The sequence below is a fragment of the Stenotrophomonas sp. 14P6.2.3 genome (assembly GCF_057799055.1).
In genome coordinates this window covers 298619-314550 of record NZ_JBYOLA010000001.1, presented here as the reverse complement: position 1 = coordinate 314550, position 15932 = coordinate 298619, and the positions used below count along the sequence as shown (strand labels likewise).

At 65.2% G+C, this 15932-nt stretch carries 13 protein-coding genes; 6 read left to right on the top strand and 7 right to left on the bottom strand.

Features of this window, described 5'->3' with window-relative positions:
* Position 1: 1 nt before the first annotated feature.
* The gene (locus AC27VL_RS01345; RefSeq protein WP_346558207.1) at positions 2-490 is read right to left on the bottom strand and encodes a hypothetical protein; all 489 of its coding nucleotides are present in this window, start codon (positions 488-490) and stop codon (positions 2-4) included.
* Between the two features lie 113 nt (positions 491-603).
* Between AC27VL_RS01345 and clpS the strand changes: the two genes are divergently transcribed.
* Positions 604-930, top strand: coding sequence for an ATP-dependent Clp protease adapter ClpS (clpS, locus tag AC27VL_RS01340; RefSeq protein WP_025879127.1), 327 nt, complete (start codon positions 604-606; stop codon positions 928-930).
* A gap of 135 nt (positions 931-1065) precedes the next feature.
* On the opposite strand, the gene AC27VL_RS01335 is transcribed toward clpS, so the two are convergent.
* Positions 1066-1878 carry an APH(6) family putative aminoglycoside O-phosphotransferase gene (locus tag AC27VL_RS01335; protein WP_488765366.1) on the bottom strand — a complete coding sequence of 271 codons (813 nt, stop codon included), beginning with the start codon at positions 1876-1878 and terminating at the stop codon, positions 1066-1068.
* A 138-nt stretch (positions 1879-2016) separates the two neighbouring features.
* Here AC27VL_RS01335 and clpA point away from each other — a divergent pair, with 138 nt between their 5' ends.
* Positions 2017-4299: an ATP-dependent Clp protease ATP-binding subunit ClpA gene (gene clpA, locus AC27VL_RS01330; protein WP_049467362.1), complete on the top strand. Its 2283-nt coding sequence runs from the start codon at positions 2017-2019 to the stop codon at positions 4297-4299.
* A gap of 72 nt (positions 4300-4371) precedes the next feature.
* Here the strand turns inward: clpA and AC27VL_RS01325 are convergent, their stop codons facing one another.
* From AC27VL_RS01325 to aat, 3 genes are all read right to left on the bottom strand, one after another.
* Positions 4372-4767, bottom strand: coding sequence for a hypothetical protein (locus AC27VL_RS01325; protein WP_191078040.1), 396 nt, complete (start codon positions 4765-4767; stop codon positions 4372-4374).
* Positions 4768-4970: 203 nt separating this feature from the next.
* Positions 4971-5189 carry a translation initiation factor IF-1 gene (gene infA / locus AC27VL_RS01320; RefSeq protein ID WP_005409596.1) on the bottom strand — a complete coding sequence of 73 codons (219 nt, stop codon included), beginning with the start codon at positions 5187-5189 and terminating at the stop codon, positions 4971-4973.
* An 86-nt stretch (positions 5190-5275) separates the two neighbouring features.
* The gene (gene aat / locus AC27VL_RS01315; RefSeq protein WP_488765401.1) at positions 5276-6016 is read right to left on the bottom strand and encodes a leucyl/phenylalanyl-tRNA--protein transferase; all 741 of its coding nucleotides are present in this window, start codon (positions 6014-6016) and stop codon (positions 5276-5278) included.
* Between the two features lie 71 nt (positions 6017-6087).
* Between aat and AC27VL_RS01310 the strand changes: the two genes are divergently transcribed.
* Entirely contained in the window at positions 6088-7356 is a 1269-nt protein-coding gene (locus AC27VL_RS01310; protein WP_488765357.1) for a hypothetical protein, read from the top strand.
* A gap of 59 nt (positions 7357-7415) precedes the next feature.
* Here the strand turns inward: AC27VL_RS01310 and AC27VL_RS01305 are convergent, their stop codons facing one another.
* Positions 7416-8540 (bottom strand): GNAT family N-acetyltransferase, encoded by a 1125-nt coding sequence (locus AC27VL_RS01305; protein WP_488765356.1) that lies wholly within the window; start codon positions 8538-8540, stop codon positions 7416-7418.
* A gap of 345 nt (positions 8541-8885) precedes the next feature.
* On the opposite strand from AC27VL_RS01305, the gene AC27VL_RS01300 reads away from it, so the two are divergent.
* The gene (locus AC27VL_RS01300; RefSeq protein ID WP_488765354.1) at positions 8886-10268 is read left to right on the top strand and encodes an N-acetylmuramoyl-L-alanine amidase family protein; all 1383 of its coding nucleotides are present in this window, start codon (positions 8886-8888) and stop codon (positions 10266-10268) included.
* A gap of 68 nt (positions 10269-10336) precedes the next feature.
* On the opposite strand, the gene trxB is transcribed toward AC27VL_RS01300, so the two are convergent.
* Entirely contained in the window at positions 10337-11308 is a 972-nt protein-coding gene (trxB, locus tag AC27VL_RS01295; protein WP_025877237.1) for a thioredoxin-disulfide reductase, read from the bottom strand.
* Between the two features lie 232 nt (positions 11309-11540).
* On the opposite strand from trxB, the gene AC27VL_RS01290 reads away from it, so the two are divergent.
* Positions 11541-13904, top strand: coding sequence for a DNA translocase FtsK (locus AC27VL_RS01290; protein WP_100552503.1), 2364 nt, complete (start codon positions 11541-11543; stop codon positions 13902-13904).
* Positions 13905-13940: 36 nt separating this feature from the next.
* Positions 13941-15881, top strand: a complete 1941-nt coding sequence (locus tag AC27VL_RS01285; RefSeq protein ID WP_488765353.1) for a DUF3857 domain-containing transglutaminase family protein — start codon at positions 13941-13943, stop codon at positions 15879-15881.
* Positions 15882-15932 lie beyond the last annotated feature (51 nt).

Here is a 15932-nt window from a genome sequence, read left to right as displayed (position 1 = left end):
CTCAGAGATCGTCCTTCTTGGTCAGCTCCAGCTCCATCGCATCGGCGGTGCGGATGGCCGCATCGATGGCGTCGCTGAGCTGGTCGGAGGTGGCGTCGGCATCGATCTTCACCACGAACATCGCGGTCGACTCCTGCTTCACCCAGCCGCCCATCTTGGCATCCTGCGAGTCTTCCAGCAGGCGGTTGGCCACGGCCACCGGGAACTGCTTGGTCTGCGAGGTATAACCCGGCGACCAGATCTCACGGATGTTGTGGGTACCGAAGTCTTCCACCGACGAGCGCACATAGACGATCTGGGTGCGGTCGCCTTCGACGTCGAACACCATCTGGTAGTCGCCGTCTTCATCCACCTCGTAGGTGTAGCCCAGCTTTTCCAGATGACGGGCAACGGCCTTGTCGGCCTTCGCGCTGTCAGTGGTGGTCGCAGCGCCAGCGGTGCCAGCGGCAGCCAGGGCGATCAGCAGGGCGGAGAGAAGGGTCCTTTTCATGAAGATCCTGTGAAACCAAGAGTGTGGGAAGGTGCAATTGTGACGGCGGGCGTCCGTGCCGTCCATTCCGCGCAAGGCCGACGCAGGACCGTCTCTCCCCTTATAATGGACCGATGCCTCGCGAGTCCGCCCCCGATTCCCACCACGAGCACGGCGTTGCCGTGGAGCCCGCGCGCCCGGAAGTGGCGCCGCCGCCGTTCTATCAGGTCATGCTGCTCAATGACGACTACTCCCCGATGGATTTCGTCGTGGACGTCCTGCAGCAGTTCTTCAACATGGACCTGGACAAGGCCACCCAGGTGATGCTGCACGTCCACACCCGTGGCCGTGGCGTCTGCGGTGTGTTCACCCGCGAAGTCGCCGAAACCAAGGTGGCCCAGGTCAACGAGTACGCGCGGATGAACCAGCACCCACTGCTGTGCACGATGGAAAAGGCCTGACCGCCCACGGTCCGATCGCGGATGGAGCGCGCCCTGTAGAGCCGAGCCCATGCTCGGCTGCTTTCTGCCCGGGCGTATCGACCCCGGATGGAGCGTGCCCACCAAGGTGGGCACCTACCAGGGCAGGCAGAGGGTTCACGCCTCCGCCAGCGCCTGCAAGGCCATCCGGGCCACCGCATCATCGATGTCGGCCGGGTCGCCGTCATCCCGGAACCACACCGCTGACAGCCCGGCACTGGCCGCGATCCAGCGCAGCAGCCGCGTGCGCTCGATATCGGCCAGCCGGCAGACCTGTTCCAGCCGGGCGTGGAAGCGCTCTGGCCGGGTCGCCACATGGATGCCCGGCCCGCACAGGTCCGGGTTGCTGAACATCGTGGTGTAGTCGAACGCACGGTCACCCAGCAGCCGCTTCGGGTCGATCGCAAGCCAACCCCGTGCGCCAAAATCCAGCACGTTGTCGTGGTGCAGGTCGCCATGCAGCGGCCGTATCTCCTGCTCGTCCTCCAGCAGTGCCATCGCCAGCGATCTGCACTGTTCCAGCAATGGCGGCAGCGATGCCCTTGCCTGCAGCAGATCGGCGAACCATCTACGCAGGCAGACCAGATCTTCTGGCGGTGCGCTCCGTGGCCGGTGCAGCTGCTGCAGGACCTGGCACAGGATCATGGTGCAGGCGTCGTCCTCGCCCTTGATCGAACGTTGCCGCAGCGAGTCGCCGTGCGCCCGTTCGATCAGGATCGCCGGCCCCTCGTGGGCCAGCAGGCGTGCGGCACCGTCGCCGTTCCACCAGCGCAGCAGGCGATGGCCGTTCTGTTCCTCTGTCTCCGTGCTCACCTTCAACATGGCCGCCTCGCCAGAGGCGGTCAGCACCGGCCAGAGCCGGGCATGGGGGGTGCGGATCGAAGGACCATCACGTCGCAATCGCCAGCGGCTCAGGTAGGGTTCGCTCATGGTGAGTGTGCTGTCCTGGAGTGAACGATGATCAAGCGGTTCGCACTGCTAACGCCATCTGAACGTCGCAATCCGCTAGGGTGATGGAAATCGCGTAGTCAGGCCGCATATTGTCCCCAACTGCCGCCGGAGTAATCCATGTTCAGCAAAGACCTCGAACACACCATCGGCCAGTGCTACAAGCGCGCCCGTGAGGCCCGACATGAGTTCATGACGGTCGAACACCTGCTGTTGGCACTGCTCGACAACCCGTCCGCCCAGGCCGTACTGAAGGCGTGTGGCGCCGACGCCGACCGCCTGCGCCAGGAGCTGGAGCAGGCCATCGAGGCCTCCGTGTCCCGCCTGGCCGAAGATGACGGCCGCGATACCCAGCCGACCCTGGGCTTCCAGCGCGTGCTGCAGCGGGCCGTGTACCACGTGCAGTCCTCCGGCAAGAAGGAGGTCACCGGCGCCAACGTGCTGGTCGCCATCTTCGGCGAAAAGGACTCCCACGCCGTCTATTACCTCAACCAGCAGGATGTCACCCGGCTGGATGTGGTCAATTACCTGTCCCACGGCATCGCCAAGCTGGGCGAGGAGGGCGAGCAGCCGTCCTCGTCCGAGGGCGAGGGCCGCATGGAAGGGGGCGAGGGTGAGCCCAAGGGTGATGCCCTGACCGAGTTCGCCAGCAACCTCAACGAGCAGGCCCGTGCCGGTCGCATCGACCCGCTGGTGGGCCGTGCCGACGAAATCGAACGCACCATCCAGGTCCTGTGCCGCCGCCGCAAGAACAACCCGCTGTACGTGGGCGAGGCCGGCGTCGGCAAGACCGCGATTGCCGAAGGCCTGGCCCGGCGCATCGTGGAAGGCTCGGTGCCGGACGTGTTGGCCGATGCGGTCATCTATTCGCTCGACCTCGGTGCGCTGGTGGCCGGCACCAAATACCGTGGCGACTTCGAGAAGCGCCTGAAGGGCGTGCTGACCGCGTTGAAGAAGGTGCCCAATGCGGTGCTGTTCATCGACGAGATCCACACCATCATCGGCGCCGGTTCGGCGTCGGGCGGCACCATGGATGCTTCCAACCTGATCAAGCCGGCATTGGCATCGGGCGAGCTGCGCTGCATCGGCTCGACCACGTTCCAGGAATACCGAGGCATCTTCGAGAAAGACCGGGCGCTGGCCCGTCGCTTCCAGAAGATCGACATCGTCGAGCCGACCGTGGGCGAAACCTACGAGATCCTGCAGGGTCTGAAGTCCAAGTACGAAGCGCACCACGGCGTGACCTACGCCGATGAAGCGCTGCAGGCCGCCGTCGACCTGTCGGTCAAGCACATTGCCGATCGCCTGCTGCCGGACAAGGCCATCGACGTGATCGATGAGGCGGGTGCCCGCCAGCGCCTGTTGCCGGAAGGTCAGCGCAAGGAGCTGATCGACGTCGAAGAGGTCGAGGCCATCGTCGCCAAGATGGCGCGCATCCCGGCCAAGCAGGTCAGTGCCACCGACAAGGATGTGCTGCAGCACCTGGAGCGCAACCTGAAGATGGTGATCTTCGGCCAGGATCCGGCCATCGGCACCCTGGCGTCGGCCATCAAGCTGGCGCGCTCGGGCCTGGGCAATCCGGAAAAGCCGATCGGCAACTTCCTGTTCGCCGGCCCCACCGGTGTCGGCAAGACCGAGGTGACCAAGCAGCTGGCGCTGCAGCTGGGCATCGAGCTGGTCCGCTTCGACATGTCCGAGTACATGGAGCCGCATTCGATCAGCCGCCTGATCGGTGCGCCTCCGGGCTACGTCGGCTTCGACCAGGGCGGCCTGCTGACCGAGAAGATCGTCAAGACGCCGCACTGCGTGCTGCTGCTGGATGAAATCGAGAAGGCGCACCCGGACATCTTCAACATCCTGTTGCAGGTGATGGACCGCGGCGTGCTGACCGACACCAACGGTCGCGAAGCCAACTTCAAGAACGTGGTGCTGGTGATGACCACCAATGCCGGCGCGGCGCAGGCCTCGCGGCGCTCGATCGGTTTCACCAAGCAGGACCACGCCACCGATGCGATGGAGACCATCCGTCGTGCGTTCACCCCGGAGTTCCGCAACCGCCTTGATGCGGTGGTGCAGTTCCAGCCGCTCGGCTTCGAGCACATCCTGCGCGTGGTGGACAAGTTCCTGATCGAGCTGGAAATGCTGCTGCAGGAGAAGCACGTCAGCCTGTCGGCCACCCCGACCGCGCGCGACTGGCTGGCCCACCATGGCTTCGACCCGCTGATGGGCGCCCGCCCGATGGCGCGGGTGCTGCAGGACAAGGTCAAGCGCCCGCTGGCCGACGAGCTGCTGTTCGGCAAGCTGGTCAACGGCGGCAAGGTCAGCATCGACGTGCGCAACGACGAGCTGGTTGTCGAGGCGCAGGCCGAGCCTGAGCGGCTGTTGCCGGCCACGGTGGAGTAAGCGTCTGCCGGGCACTGCCCGGCGACGGAGGCAACGACAGGGCGGCTCAGGCCGCCCTTGTCGTGTCAGCCTTCAGCGGCTGCGCTGGCGGGCCATGCGCTGGAAGGTGGCAGCTTCGAGGGGCTCGATCCGCTCGACCGTGCAGCTGGCGCGGTCGGTTTTCAGCACGCTGCGCGAACCGCCGCACAGCTGGTTGCTCTCGCCCTGGGTTTCAAACGCCAGCCGGCGCGAGGTCACGGCGCTGTTGCAGGAGGCGGTGAAGATGACGCGGTAGTGCTGGTCACCATTGCGCAGCAGCACATCGCGATCGGCGCCGGCGCGCACGATCTGCTGGTCCTCACTCAACGCAATGCAGCTGTCGCCGGTGGTGGCTGGCGGCGTGTCGGCGGCCTGGGCGGCGGGAGCGATCAGGGCGGCAGCGATGAGTGCGAGTGCAGCAAAGCCAGCGGGCAGGGAAGACATGTTCATGGCGGGGGCAGGGGGTGGCGATCCGGACTGGATCGGGTGCCACGATGACGCCGCTGGTGCGAATGCGAATCTGCCGCAAGCATGGCTGACCGATGTCACGGTGCATTCGGTCAGGGTGCCGTCCGGCAGGGCCGGATTTCAGACATGACAAAAGGCCAGCGTCCAGGGCTGGCCTTGTCGGGGTGGCGCAACGCGCCAGCCGCTTACTTCATTCGGTAGGTGATACGACCCTTGGTCAGGTCGTACGGGGTCATTTCAACCTTGACCCGGTCACCGGTGAGGATGCGGATGTAGTTCTTGCGCATGCGGCCGGAGATGTGGGCGATGATTTCGTGCCCATTTTCCAGACGAACGCGGAAAGTGGTGTTCGGCAGCGTCTCGCTGACGGTGCCCTCGAACTCGATGGAATCGTCTTTCGACATGTAGTCCTGTGCGGTTCAGAAAACGGCCACGTTGGGCCTAAGGCGCAGCATTTTACGCGTCAAACGCCCAGCTTGCAAAGATTGTGTTATTCCCCGGCAAAATCCGCTGCCGGCACGCGCCCGACCAGCTGAGTCCAGGCGCCTTCCCGGCCCGGTGCCTGCACCGCGCTGCGGACCTGTTGCAGAAACGGCGCGCGCGGCAGGTGCTCCGCCCCCATGCGCAGCAGGTGCGGGTTCTCCACCTGCGCATCGATCAGTGGCCAACCCCAGCCACGCAGTGTCTGCGCCAGTGCAGCCAGCGCCACCTTGGAACCGCCGCTGGCGCCGCTGAACATGCTTTCGCCGAAGAACATCGCACCGATGGCCACGCCGTAGATGCCACCGACCAGCGTCTGCCGGTCCCACACTTCGAAGGAATGCGCGAATCCCAGGTCGTGCAGCTGGCTGTAGGCATCCACCATCGCAGGGCTGATCCAGGTGCCGTCCTGGCCGGGACGGGGGGCGCTGGCGCAGGCACGCATCACCTGGCTGAAGGCGGTATCGGCGGTCACTTCCCAGTTGCTGCCGCGCATTTGCCGGCGGAACCTGCTGCTCAGGTGCACACCGTCGGTACGGAACACCATGCGCGGGTCCGGCGACCACCACAGGATCGGCTCGCCCTCGCTGAACCACGGGAAGATGCCGCCGGCATAGGCGTTGAGCAGGCGCAGCGGGTGCAGGTCACCGCCCACGGCCAGCAGCCCGTCGGGTTGGCGCAGGGCGGTCTCGGCTGGCGGGAAGGGGGCATCCGGCGCATCGGCCAGGCGCCAGGGCAACTGACGGGTCATGCCGGCATTGTATTCGTCGTGGCGATACGCGATGTCTGGCACCATCACGCTTCACCGGCAAGGAGCCCCGCATGAGCGACCCCATCACCGCCATCCTCGATGCGCACGATGCGCCGCGCACACGCAATGACAGCCTGGGCATGCTGTTGACCCTGGCCAGCGAAGACCGCCCCCTGCTTGGCGCGCTGCTGCTGCAGGCGCTGGAGCGCCGCTCACCCAGTTCCACCTTCCTCGATACGGCGCTGGATCTGCTGCCGGATGAGGCTGTCGCGCCGGTCTGTGCCGATGCCTGGCGGCGCTATCGTGACGGCGAGCGCAGCGAGCTGCTGACCAGCGTGCTGGAGTTTGCCAGCTACCAGGCGCCGCACACGCTGCAAGGCGACTGGGAGGCGCTGCTGGAGGTCGCCATCGAGGATGACATCCAACTGGCCCCGCAGGTCTGGCAGGCACTGCCGCCGCCGCTCGCGGCGCAATGGGCGCATCGGTTGACCGAGGCCGACGACGATCGCGAACTGGAGCGCGCCAAGGCAGTGCTGTTGGCGACCCAGCCGGAAACTTACGCCGCCGCCCGTGGCTACCTGGCCGACTGGAGCGATCTGGATGCGCAGGTCTGGGCGCACTGGGCAGGCTTGGCGGATGGCCCTCGGCTGCGCCGCCTGCATGGCCAGCAACCGCTGCACCTGCGCTTTGGAATCAGGCAGCACCGCGCACAGGTGGCCGAAGAGCCGGGCTGGCGCAAGCGGATCTGGCGGCTGCATCCCACCTGGAATGGTGGCCAGGTGCAGCATGCGGGGCACATGGGCGGCCCGCTCGACGCCGTGTGTGGCAGCTGTCATGCACCGCTGCAGCGTCTGCTGCAGATCGACGTTGCGGCGCTGGAGGAGGGGGCGGCCGGCTCGATCACCCTGGGCCTGTGCCTGGACTGCTGCGGCTGGGAAGATCCGCCCGTGCGCTTCTATCGCCACGATGCGGAAGGCGTGCCGAGCTGCCACCCAAGCCAGCACTGCGAAGTGCCGATCAATCCCACCGACAGCGGCGACCTGATGCAGGCCGACGTCGGTCTTACCGCGATGGACAGCCCTCGCTGGCAGCAGCAGGACTGGGGCCAGTCCAATCATCGGCAGAATCTGTCACGACTGGGTGGCGCGCCGAGCTGGGTGCAGAGCGCGCATTACCCGGCATGCATCGATTGCGGCGAGCAGATGCCTTTCGTGATGCAACTCGACTCAACGTTGCCGACCACCAATGAAGGCATGTTGCTGTGGGGGAGTGGCGGCATGCTCTACAGCTTTTGGTGCGGGAAGTGCCGAGTGAGCGGGCACTTCTGGCAGTGCACCTGAGCGCAGTGCCCTGAATTGCTCTGGTAGGTGCCAACCTTGATTGGCACGCTTCTCCGGCGCTACGGTTCCGCACGAAACGGGCTATGCCCCTGCAGCTCCTGCTGGTAGCGCCTCACATCCCGCCGCTCCTGCCGGCACCAGTCGCGCAGCGCCTCGGCAAACTCCGCATCCGCCACCCAGTGCCGGCTGCGCACGATGGTCGGCAGGAAGCCGCGCGCCAGTTTGTGCTCGCCCTGCGCACCCGGCTCAAAGCGGGCCACGCCCTCGCGCAGGCAGTATTCGATGCCCTGGTAGTAGCAGGCCTCGAAGTGCAGGCCGGGCAGGGTGGCGCCGCCCCAGTAGCGGCCGTACAGCGTGTCGCCACCGCGCAGGCACAGCGCACCGGCAATGGGCTCGCCGTCATGTTCGGCCAGGAACAGCACCAGACCGCGACCCAGTGAGATCGCCAGATGGCGCAGGAAGGCCTCGGTCAGCGCTGGCGCGTTGCCGTATTCCAGGAAGGTCTGCAGGTAGAAGCGGTACATCGCCTGCAGATCGGCGCGGGTGGCCTCATCGCCATGCACCACCCGGAAGCTGATGCCCTGGCGGCCGACCTTGGCCCGCTCTTGGCGGATGTTCTTGCGGTGCTTGTGGTTCATGGCACCGAGAAACTGCTCGAACGTGCTCCAGTCACCCGGGTTCTGCCACTGGAACTGGATGTCCTCACGCAGCAGCCAATCGTCACTGAAGGCCGTTTCGTCAGCCACCGTGTGGAAATTGATGTGTGCCGACGACACGCCGAGTGCGGGCATCTGTTCGCGCAGTGCCGTCAACAGCGCAGCGCGCTGCGAATCGTCACGGGCCAGCAGGCGCGGGCCAGTCACCGGCGAGTACGGCACCGCGCCGAGCCACTTCGGGTAGTAGTCGCGGCCGTGGCGCGCATAAGCATTGGCCCAGGCGTGGTCGAACACGAACTCGCCATGCGAGTTGGTCTTCAGGTAGCCGGGAGCGGCGCCGACCAGGGTGTCGCCGTCCCACAGGGTGAAGTGCTGCGGCTGCCAACCCCAGTCCTCGCGCAGACAGCCGTAGGTTTCCAGGCCGGACAGGAAGGCGTGGCTGACGAACGGGTTGCGGCCGTCGTGCAGGGCATCCCAGTCGGTGGCGGGAATGGACTGCAGGGAGTCGAGGAAGCGGGCGGTGGGCATGAGGAGAGGATAGGGCAGGTGAGGTAATCAGTGCCAAACGTTCTCGTTCGTGGCGTTCTGGCGCCGCAACTGGTCCTGAGGGTTTTACGAAAACTGCAGCAATGTGGAGTGAAGTGCTGATCCCTAGCGGATGGATGGGCAACGCTCAGATGCGCGCACGCAAGCGTGCATCAGTCCATCGCACAGGAGTTAAGCATGAAACGGAGATCTATCATTCCCACGGCAGTTCTTGGGCTACTTCTCGCAGCATCTAGTTCCTGCCCTGCTGCGTCCGTCGAAGTTGTTCCGCCAGAGCAGGCCACAGATGTGGCGCTTGATCTTATGTTGACCCGGGAGGGGCAGCGCATGCTTGACCGCTTCCAGCTGGCACGCTCCAAGTCGGCCAACCTTGCCGTGACGGCGTCGGTTGATCTGGTGCGGCAGGTACTGGTCATTGATCTGGATCGGCGGATTCTGGATGGCGAAGACGATCACTCGTTTGAGGATATCGAGCAGCGGATCAGGACTGCGCTGGCAGCTTATGCACTGCAGGCTGGTGCGGGGGAAGTAGTGACCGAAATCGTCTACGGGGGAAAGCCATACTCGCACTACTTTCAGCGCGACTTACAGTTCAGGCAGGGGGTGGCGCCATTAGGAAACTCGGTACTTGTGTCAGCCAGTCATGGCCTGGTGAGCATTCATCCCGGTCGGGAGTGGGAATTCCAGCGTCCGCTCAGTCACGGCATTCGAGAGGATCTCATCACTCCCGGGTACGCGGAGGAGCTGCAGACCTTCCTTCAGGACAGGGGTTCGGCGTCAGTGTATCGGGCTCGCCGCAATACGGGCGATCTTCACCCGGATTCGATGAGGCCGTGGAGTGAGATGTCCGCACGCTATCATCTTATGAACCTGCTCCCTGACCGCACCGACATCTGGCATCACTTTGCCAACAGTACGGAGAGGGATAGGGAGGTAAAAGACGACATCAGGTCGCGGCCTTACTACGCCAATCATCTGGCGGTGGAGAGCATGCTCAGCCTTCATACCAATGCAAGCGACTCACCCTCTGCCCGAGGCACGCGAGCGTACTACCACGCAAACAAGCAAGCAGATCGTGAATTGGGCGATATGGCGCTGTGCTATATGCATGAACTCATTACTGCGCAGGACGCATACACAGAGTTTCCAGTTGCGGCAAAGTCAGAGGCGGCCCGCCATGGCGAGAACGGGTTCGCACACATGCCCTCGGTTGTGATCGAGATAGCGTTCCACACAAATGCTGAAGACGCAGCCGCCTTGCTGGATCCGGTGTTCCGCACTGCCTCCATGAAGGGAGTCGAGAAGGGCTACCGGCTCTTCCGCGAAGGCAAGGGCTGCGTTCCGTTGAAGGCCGAGCCCATCCAGGGAATCCAGTTGCCCCAGGGAAGCTCACAGCAGGTTGATGTCGCCTTCGAGGGCTATCCGCAGTACCCCATCGAACTGGTCACCACGAACGTGGGCTGCCCGCCCGGATGGACCTGTAGCGACGGAAAGGTTCACATCACTACCCCCGACGACAAACCCAGCCAGATCACCCTGCGGTGCGAGAACGCCGGGAGTGCGCCAATTCTGTGGGATACGCGGGTCGTGGACGCCGATGGTGTGAAATCGCCGCCTGTGCGCCACGTCGTGCAGTGCATCCGAACGTCGCGCGGATCGAATGGGGCTCCGATCAGCCCTGCCGGTGTGGAGCCCGCGACGGCAGGTTGAGTGCTTTGAAGCGGGCGCTTTCGCGCCCGCTTCGAGTAAACCATTCCTCGACACTACAGAAGCCAGTCTCAGCTGGCCTTGCCCTGTGCATCCAGGTAACGCTCTGCATCCAGTGCGGCCATGCAGCCGAAACCGGCCGACGTGATCGCCTGGCGGTAGTGCTGGTCGGCCACGTCGCCGGCGGCGAATACGCCTTCCACCGAGGTCTGGGTGGCGTTGCCGCCCAGGCCCGAACGGATTTCCAGGTAGCCGTTGTTCATGGTCAGCTGGCCGTCGAACAGCTGGGTGTTCGGGTGGTGGCCGATGGCCACGAAGAAGCCGTGCGCATCGATGTCGCGGGTGCTGCCGTCCAGGGTCGACTTCACGCGCACGCCGGTCACGCCGGCCTCGTTGCCCAGCACTTCCTCCACCTGGTGGTGCCAGACGGTTTCGATCTTGCCGGCTTCAACCTTGGCGAACAGCTTGTCCTGCATGATCTTTTCCGCCTTCAGGGTGTCGCGGCGGTGGACCAGGTAGACCTTGCGGGCGATGTTGGACAGGTACAGTGCTTCTTCCACGGCGGTGTTGCCGCCGCCGACCACGACCACGTCCTGGTCACGGTAGAAGAAGCCGTCGCAGGTGGCGCAGGCGGACACGCCGCGACCCTTGAACTCGTCTTCGGTCGGAATGCCCAGGTACTTGGCGGTCGCGCCGGTGGAGATGATCAGGGCGTCACAGGTGTACTCGTGGCTGTCGCCGATCAGCTTGAACGGGCGCTGCGACAGGTCCGCGGTGTGGATGTGGTCGAAGATCACCTCGGTCTCGAAGCGCTCGGCGTGGGCCTGCATGCGCGCCATCAGGTCCGGGCCCATCAGGCCATGGGCGTCACCCGGCCAGTTGTCCACTTCGGTGGTGGTCATCAGCTGGCCACCCTGCTGCAGGCCGGTGATGACGACCGGCTTCAGGTTGGCGCGGGCAGCGTAGACGGCAGCGGTCCAACCGGCCGGGCCGGAACCGAGGATGACAAGACGCTGGTGGCGGGAGGGCAGGCTGGTGCTCATGTAGACTCGCGAAAAGGTAGATGGGACAAGGCGCGGCGATGTTTGCACAGCATCCTTGGCTGGTCATAGAGTGGCGGCTGGGGCAGGGCGATTCAAGCCGATGAACAGAACAGCGCCATCCACGGGCGGTTTCGGGCCCTGTCCCCGCTTGTGCGGCAACGGATAACTGAAAACTGACGCCGTCTCGTTTATTATCAAACACTAACAGCGCATTCCAAAGGTATGGTCTAAGGTGGCGAAGCAGGTCCCCGAACGCTCCAAGTCCGACGACAAAAAGGCATCGCGTCGCACGGCGGCAGCGGCCACGACCGACAATCCACGCCGTCAGCGCCTGTGGCGAGACCTGGGTCTGATCGCCATCGCGCCGGCGCTGCTGTATCTGGCTGCAAGCCTTTTCACCTATTCAGCGACGGACCCGGGCTGGTCGCACACGGGCAGCGTGGTCGCGCCGGTACACAACATGGGCGGCCGCGCGGGCGCGTGGATCGCCGACGTGCTGCTGCAGCTGTTTGGCTATATCGCCTTCCTGCTGCCGGTGGTGCTGGGCGCGCTGGCCTGGATCGCAATGTTCGGCCTCAAGCGCGAGAGCAAGGGCGAGAACGATCTGGATCCCGCGTTGCGGCTGGTCGGGCTGGTCGGCTTCCTGATTGCCGGCACCGGCTTCCTGCACGTGCGCCTGTTCAGTGGTGACGTGTCCCATGCCGGCGGCATTCTCGGCAAGCTGGTCGGCAATTCGCTCAGCGTCGGCTTTGGCGCGCTCGGGGCGAACCTGTTCGTGCTGGTGCTGCTGCTGGCCTCGATCACCTTGGCCACAGGCCTGTCCTGGTTCGTGGTGATGGAGAAGATCGGTCGCGGCGTGATGTCACTGGCGCCGTTGCTGGAGCGCAAGAAGGAGCAGGCCACCGAGTGGCAGCAGACCCGCGTGATGCGCGAGGAGCGCCAGGAAGTGCGCAAGGCCGATGCCGAAGTGCGCGCCAAGCGTGAGCCGGTGAAGATCGAGCCGCGCCCCGAACCAGTGATCGAAAAGAGTGATCGGGCCAAGCGCGACAACCAGATCCCGATGTTCCGCGGCGTCAATGGCGATGGCTCGGACCTGCCGCCGCTGGCCCTGCTGGATGATCCCAAGCCGCAGCCCGTGGGCTATGACAAGGAAACCCTTGACGCGCTGTCGCGGCAGATCGAGTTCAAGCTCAAGGATTTCCGCATCGATGCACAGGTGGTCGGCGCCAACCCCGGCCCGGTCATCACCCGCTTCGAGATCGAGCCGGCGCCGGGCATCAAGGTCAGCCAGATCAGTTCGCTGGACAAGGACATCGCCCGCGGCCTGTCGGTCAAGTCGGTGCGTGTGGTCGATGTGATCCCGGGCAAGTCGGTGATCGGCCTGGAAATCCCCAACGTCACCCGCGAGATGATCTACCTGTCCGAGCTGCTGCGCTCGAAGGAATACGACAAGTCGGCCAGCGCCCTGACCCTTGCACTGGGCAAGGACATCGCCGGCCGCTCGACCGTGGCCGACCTGGCGCGCATGCCGCACCTGCTGGTGGCCGGTACCACCGGCTCGGGCAAGTCGGTGGCGGTCAATGCGATGGTGCTGAGCCTGCTGTTCAAGGCGTCGCCGAAAGACCTGCGGATGCTGATGATCGACCCGAAGATGCTCGAACTGAGCGTCTACCAGGGCATCCCGCATCTGCTGGCGCCGGTGGTCACCGACATGAAGGAGGCCGCCAACGGCCTGCGCTGGTGCGTGGCCGAGATGGAGCGCCGCTACAAGCTGATGAGCGCGGTAGGCGTGCGCAACCTGGCCGGCTTCAACAAGAAGGTGAAGGACGCGCAGGACGCTGGCCAGCCGATGATGGACCCGCTGTTCAAGCCGAACCCGGAGCTGGGCGAGGCACCGCGGCCGCTGGAGACGCTGCCGTTCATCGTCATCTTCATCGACGAATTCGCCGACATGATGATGATCGTCGGCAAGAAGGTCGAAGAGCTGATCGCGCGCCTGGCGCAGAAGGCACGTGCGGCCGGCATCCACCTGATCCTGGCCACCCAGCGCCCGTCGGTGGACGTCATCACCGGTCTGATCAAGGCCAACATTCCTACCCGCATCGCCTTCCAGGTCAGCTCGAAGATCGATTCGCGCACCATCCTCGACCAGTCCGGCGCGGAGACGCTGCTCGGTCACGGCGACATGCTGTATCTGCCGCCCGGCACGGCGATGCCCGAGCGTGTGCACGGCGCCTTCGTGTCCGATGAAGAAGTGCATCGCGTGGTCGAGCACCTCAAGGCGATGGGCCCGGCCGACTATGTCGACGGCGTGCTGGACGAAGTGCAGACGATGGGCGATGGCGTGGTGGTCGGTGCGACCGGCCTGCCGGAGACCAGTTCCGGCGGTGGTGATGAGTCCGACCCGCTGTACGACGAAGCGCTGCGCGTGGTCACCGAGACCCGTCGTGCATCGATTTCCGGCGTGCAGCGTCGCCTGAAGATCGGCTACAACCGCGCAGCGCGACTGATCGAGGCCATGGAAGCGGCCGGTGTGGTCAGTTCGCCCGAGCACAACGGCGACCGCACGGTGCTGGCACCGCCGCCGCCGAAGTAAGCCCTGCCGCATTCCCGACGTCCAAGGAACCGACGCATGCTTCAACCCGTTTCCTGCGCGCTGGCGCTGGCCTGCCTGCTGGCAGCCGGCCCGGCGCTGGCCGATGCCGCCGCGACAGCCGTACCCGCGGTCGCGCCGCCATCCACCGGCAGCGATGCCGAGGCCAGCAACAACTTCAGCTTCGTCCGCTATCGCGCCGACTACCAGGTGCGCCCTGATGCCGGCAACGTACAGACTGAAACCTACGAGATCCTGCTCAAGACCAAGGCCGCGGTGGAGCAGTTCAGCCAGGTGCGGTTGAGCTACAGCGAGAAGATGGAAACGCTGGATGTGGTCAACGCCTACACGCTGACCGCCGACGGCCAGCGCCGCGAGGTGCCGGCCGATCGCATCTACACCCAGGAAAGCTATTCCAGCGCCTCGGCGGCGATGTATGCCGACCGCAAGGTGCGGGTGATCGTGTTCCCCAACCTGGCGCCGGGTACGCGGCTGTTCTACCAAGTGCGGCGCACCCAGCTGACGCCGTACTTCCCGGGCTACTTCGGCCTGTGGGAAACCTTCAATGTGTTCACCCAGTACGACGATGCCGAAGTGACCCTGAGCGCGCCGGCCAACCTGCCCATGCACGTGGACAGCCGCGGCGTGCAGGGCAGCGATCGCCCGGTGGTGAAGAACGGCCAGGCGACGTGGCGCTGGCGCTACCAGCGCCGCGAACCGATGCAGGCGCAGAACTGGTCGGCGGCGGTGTGGGAGTTCGGGCCGAACATCATGGCCAGCACCTACCGCGACTGGGCGCAGATGGGTCGCGCCTATCAACTGAAGGCCGGTCCGGCCGCGCAGGTCACGCCGGAGATCCAGGCGCTGGCCGACGAAGTGACTGCCGGCATCAGTGACCGCCGCGCGCAGGCCGATGCGCTGTACCGCTGGGTCGCGCAGAACATCCGCTACGTCGCGGTGTACCTGGGTAACGGTGGCCTGGAGCCGAACAGTGCGCAGAGCATCCTCGACAACCACTACGGCGACTGCAAGGACCACGTAACGATTCTTGAGGCGCTGCTGGCGGCCAAGGGCATCACCAGTTCGCCGGTGCTGATCGGTGCAGGTGGCGGCCCAACGCTGCCGAAGATTCCGCTGCTGGGTCGCTTCAACCACGCCATCACCTATGTGCCCGAGTTCGATCTGTATCTGGACTCGACCAGTGCCTGGGCGCGCTTCGGCCAGCTGCCCGATGGTGATCTTGGCGCGCCGGTGCTGCACACCCGCGATGCGACCCTGGCGCGCACGCCGGCCAACGATCCGCAGCGCAACGCGACGGTGATGGACGTACGCTTTACCTTCGACGCACAGGGCAATCTGCGTGGCGAGACGGTGCCGCAACTGAGCGACAACGCCGAGATCGGCATGCGCGCACAGTTCGCCCAGCTCAATGCGCAGAACCGGGCGCGCGCTGAAGAATCGATCATGGCCGCGTCCGGTTTCGATGGCCGTGGCCAGCTGCAGCTGCAGGGTGTACCGGTCGACCTGACCCGGCCGTTCGGTTATCGCATGGCGTTCCAGGCCGAGGATTACGTGGACTTCGACGTGGCCGGCGGCATGGCCGTACCCGATCCGCCGGGTGGCGAATCGGTGCGCGGGCTTTATGCCAGCGCCTCGGCACCGGACAACGAGACGCCGTTCTACTGCAATGCCAGCCTGCGCGAGGAAACCTATCGCCTGCAGTTCCCGGTCAATGCCCCGATCATCGCGATTCCCGGCAGCCAGCGGTTTGCCAATGCGGCCGGCGAGTACCGGGTCGACTGGAGCCGACAGGGCCAGGAAGTGACCGTGCATCACCGCCTGCAGCAGAACGCGGTGCGCGGCGCCGAGGCGCTGTGCCAGCCGCAGGACTATGCCGCCTTCCGCGCGCTGTTCCGCGAGGTGCGCCGCGGCTTCCGTGGTCAGGTGCTGTACGGCAAGCTGCCGGGCGCTGGCGGCTGAATCGCCGATCAGCGATCAGGGCGTCATAATGGCGTCCTGATCGCCCATTCA

Bases quoted from the DNA above. Each gene is read 5' to 3' on its own strand.
- AC27VL_RS01345 (WP_346558207.1), bottom strand. From the start codon at position 490: ATGAAAAGGACCCTTCTCTCCGCCCTGCTGATCGCCCTGGCTGCCGCT.
- clpS (WP_025879127.1), top strand. From the start codon at position 604: ATGCCTCGCGAGTCCGCCCCCGATTCCCACCACGAGCACGGCGTTGCC.
- AC27VL_RS01335 (WP_488765366.1), bottom strand. From the start codon at position 1,878: ATGAGCGAACCCTACCTGAGCCGCTGGCGATTGCGACGTGATGGTCCT.
- clpA (WP_049467362.1), top strand. From the start codon at position 2,017: ATGTTCAGCAAAGACCTCGAACACACCATCGGCCAGTGCTACAAGCGC.
- AC27VL_RS01325 (WP_191078040.1), bottom strand. From the start codon at position 4,767: ATGAACATGTCTTCCCTGCCCGCTGGCTTTGCTGCACTCGCACTCATC.
- infA (WP_005409596.1), bottom strand. From the start codon at position 5,189: ATGTCGAAAGACGATTCCATCGAGTTCGAGGGCACCGTCAGCGAGACG.
- aat (WP_488765401.1), bottom strand. From the start codon at position 6,016: ATGACCCGTCAGTTGCCCTGGCGCCTGGCCGATGCGCCGGATGCCCCC.
- AC27VL_RS01310 (WP_488765357.1), top strand. From the start codon at position 6,088: ATGAGCGACCCCATCACCGCCATCCTCGATGCGCACGATGCGCCGCGC.
- AC27VL_RS01305 (WP_488765356.1), bottom strand. From the start codon at position 8,540: ATGCCCACCGCCCGCTTCCTCGACTCCCTGCAGTCCATTCCCGCCACC.
- AC27VL_RS01300 (WP_488765354.1), top strand. From the start codon at position 8,886: ATGCTTGACCGCTTCCAGCTGGCACGCTCCAAGTCGGCCAACCTTGCC.
- trxB (WP_025877237.1), bottom strand. From the start codon at position 11,308: ATGAGCACCAGCCTGCCCTCCCGCCACCAGCGTCTTGTCATCCTCGGT.
- AC27VL_RS01285 (WP_488765353.1), top strand. From the start codon at position 13,941: ATGCTTCAACCCGTTTCCTGCGCGCTGGCGCTGGCCTGCCTGCTGGCA.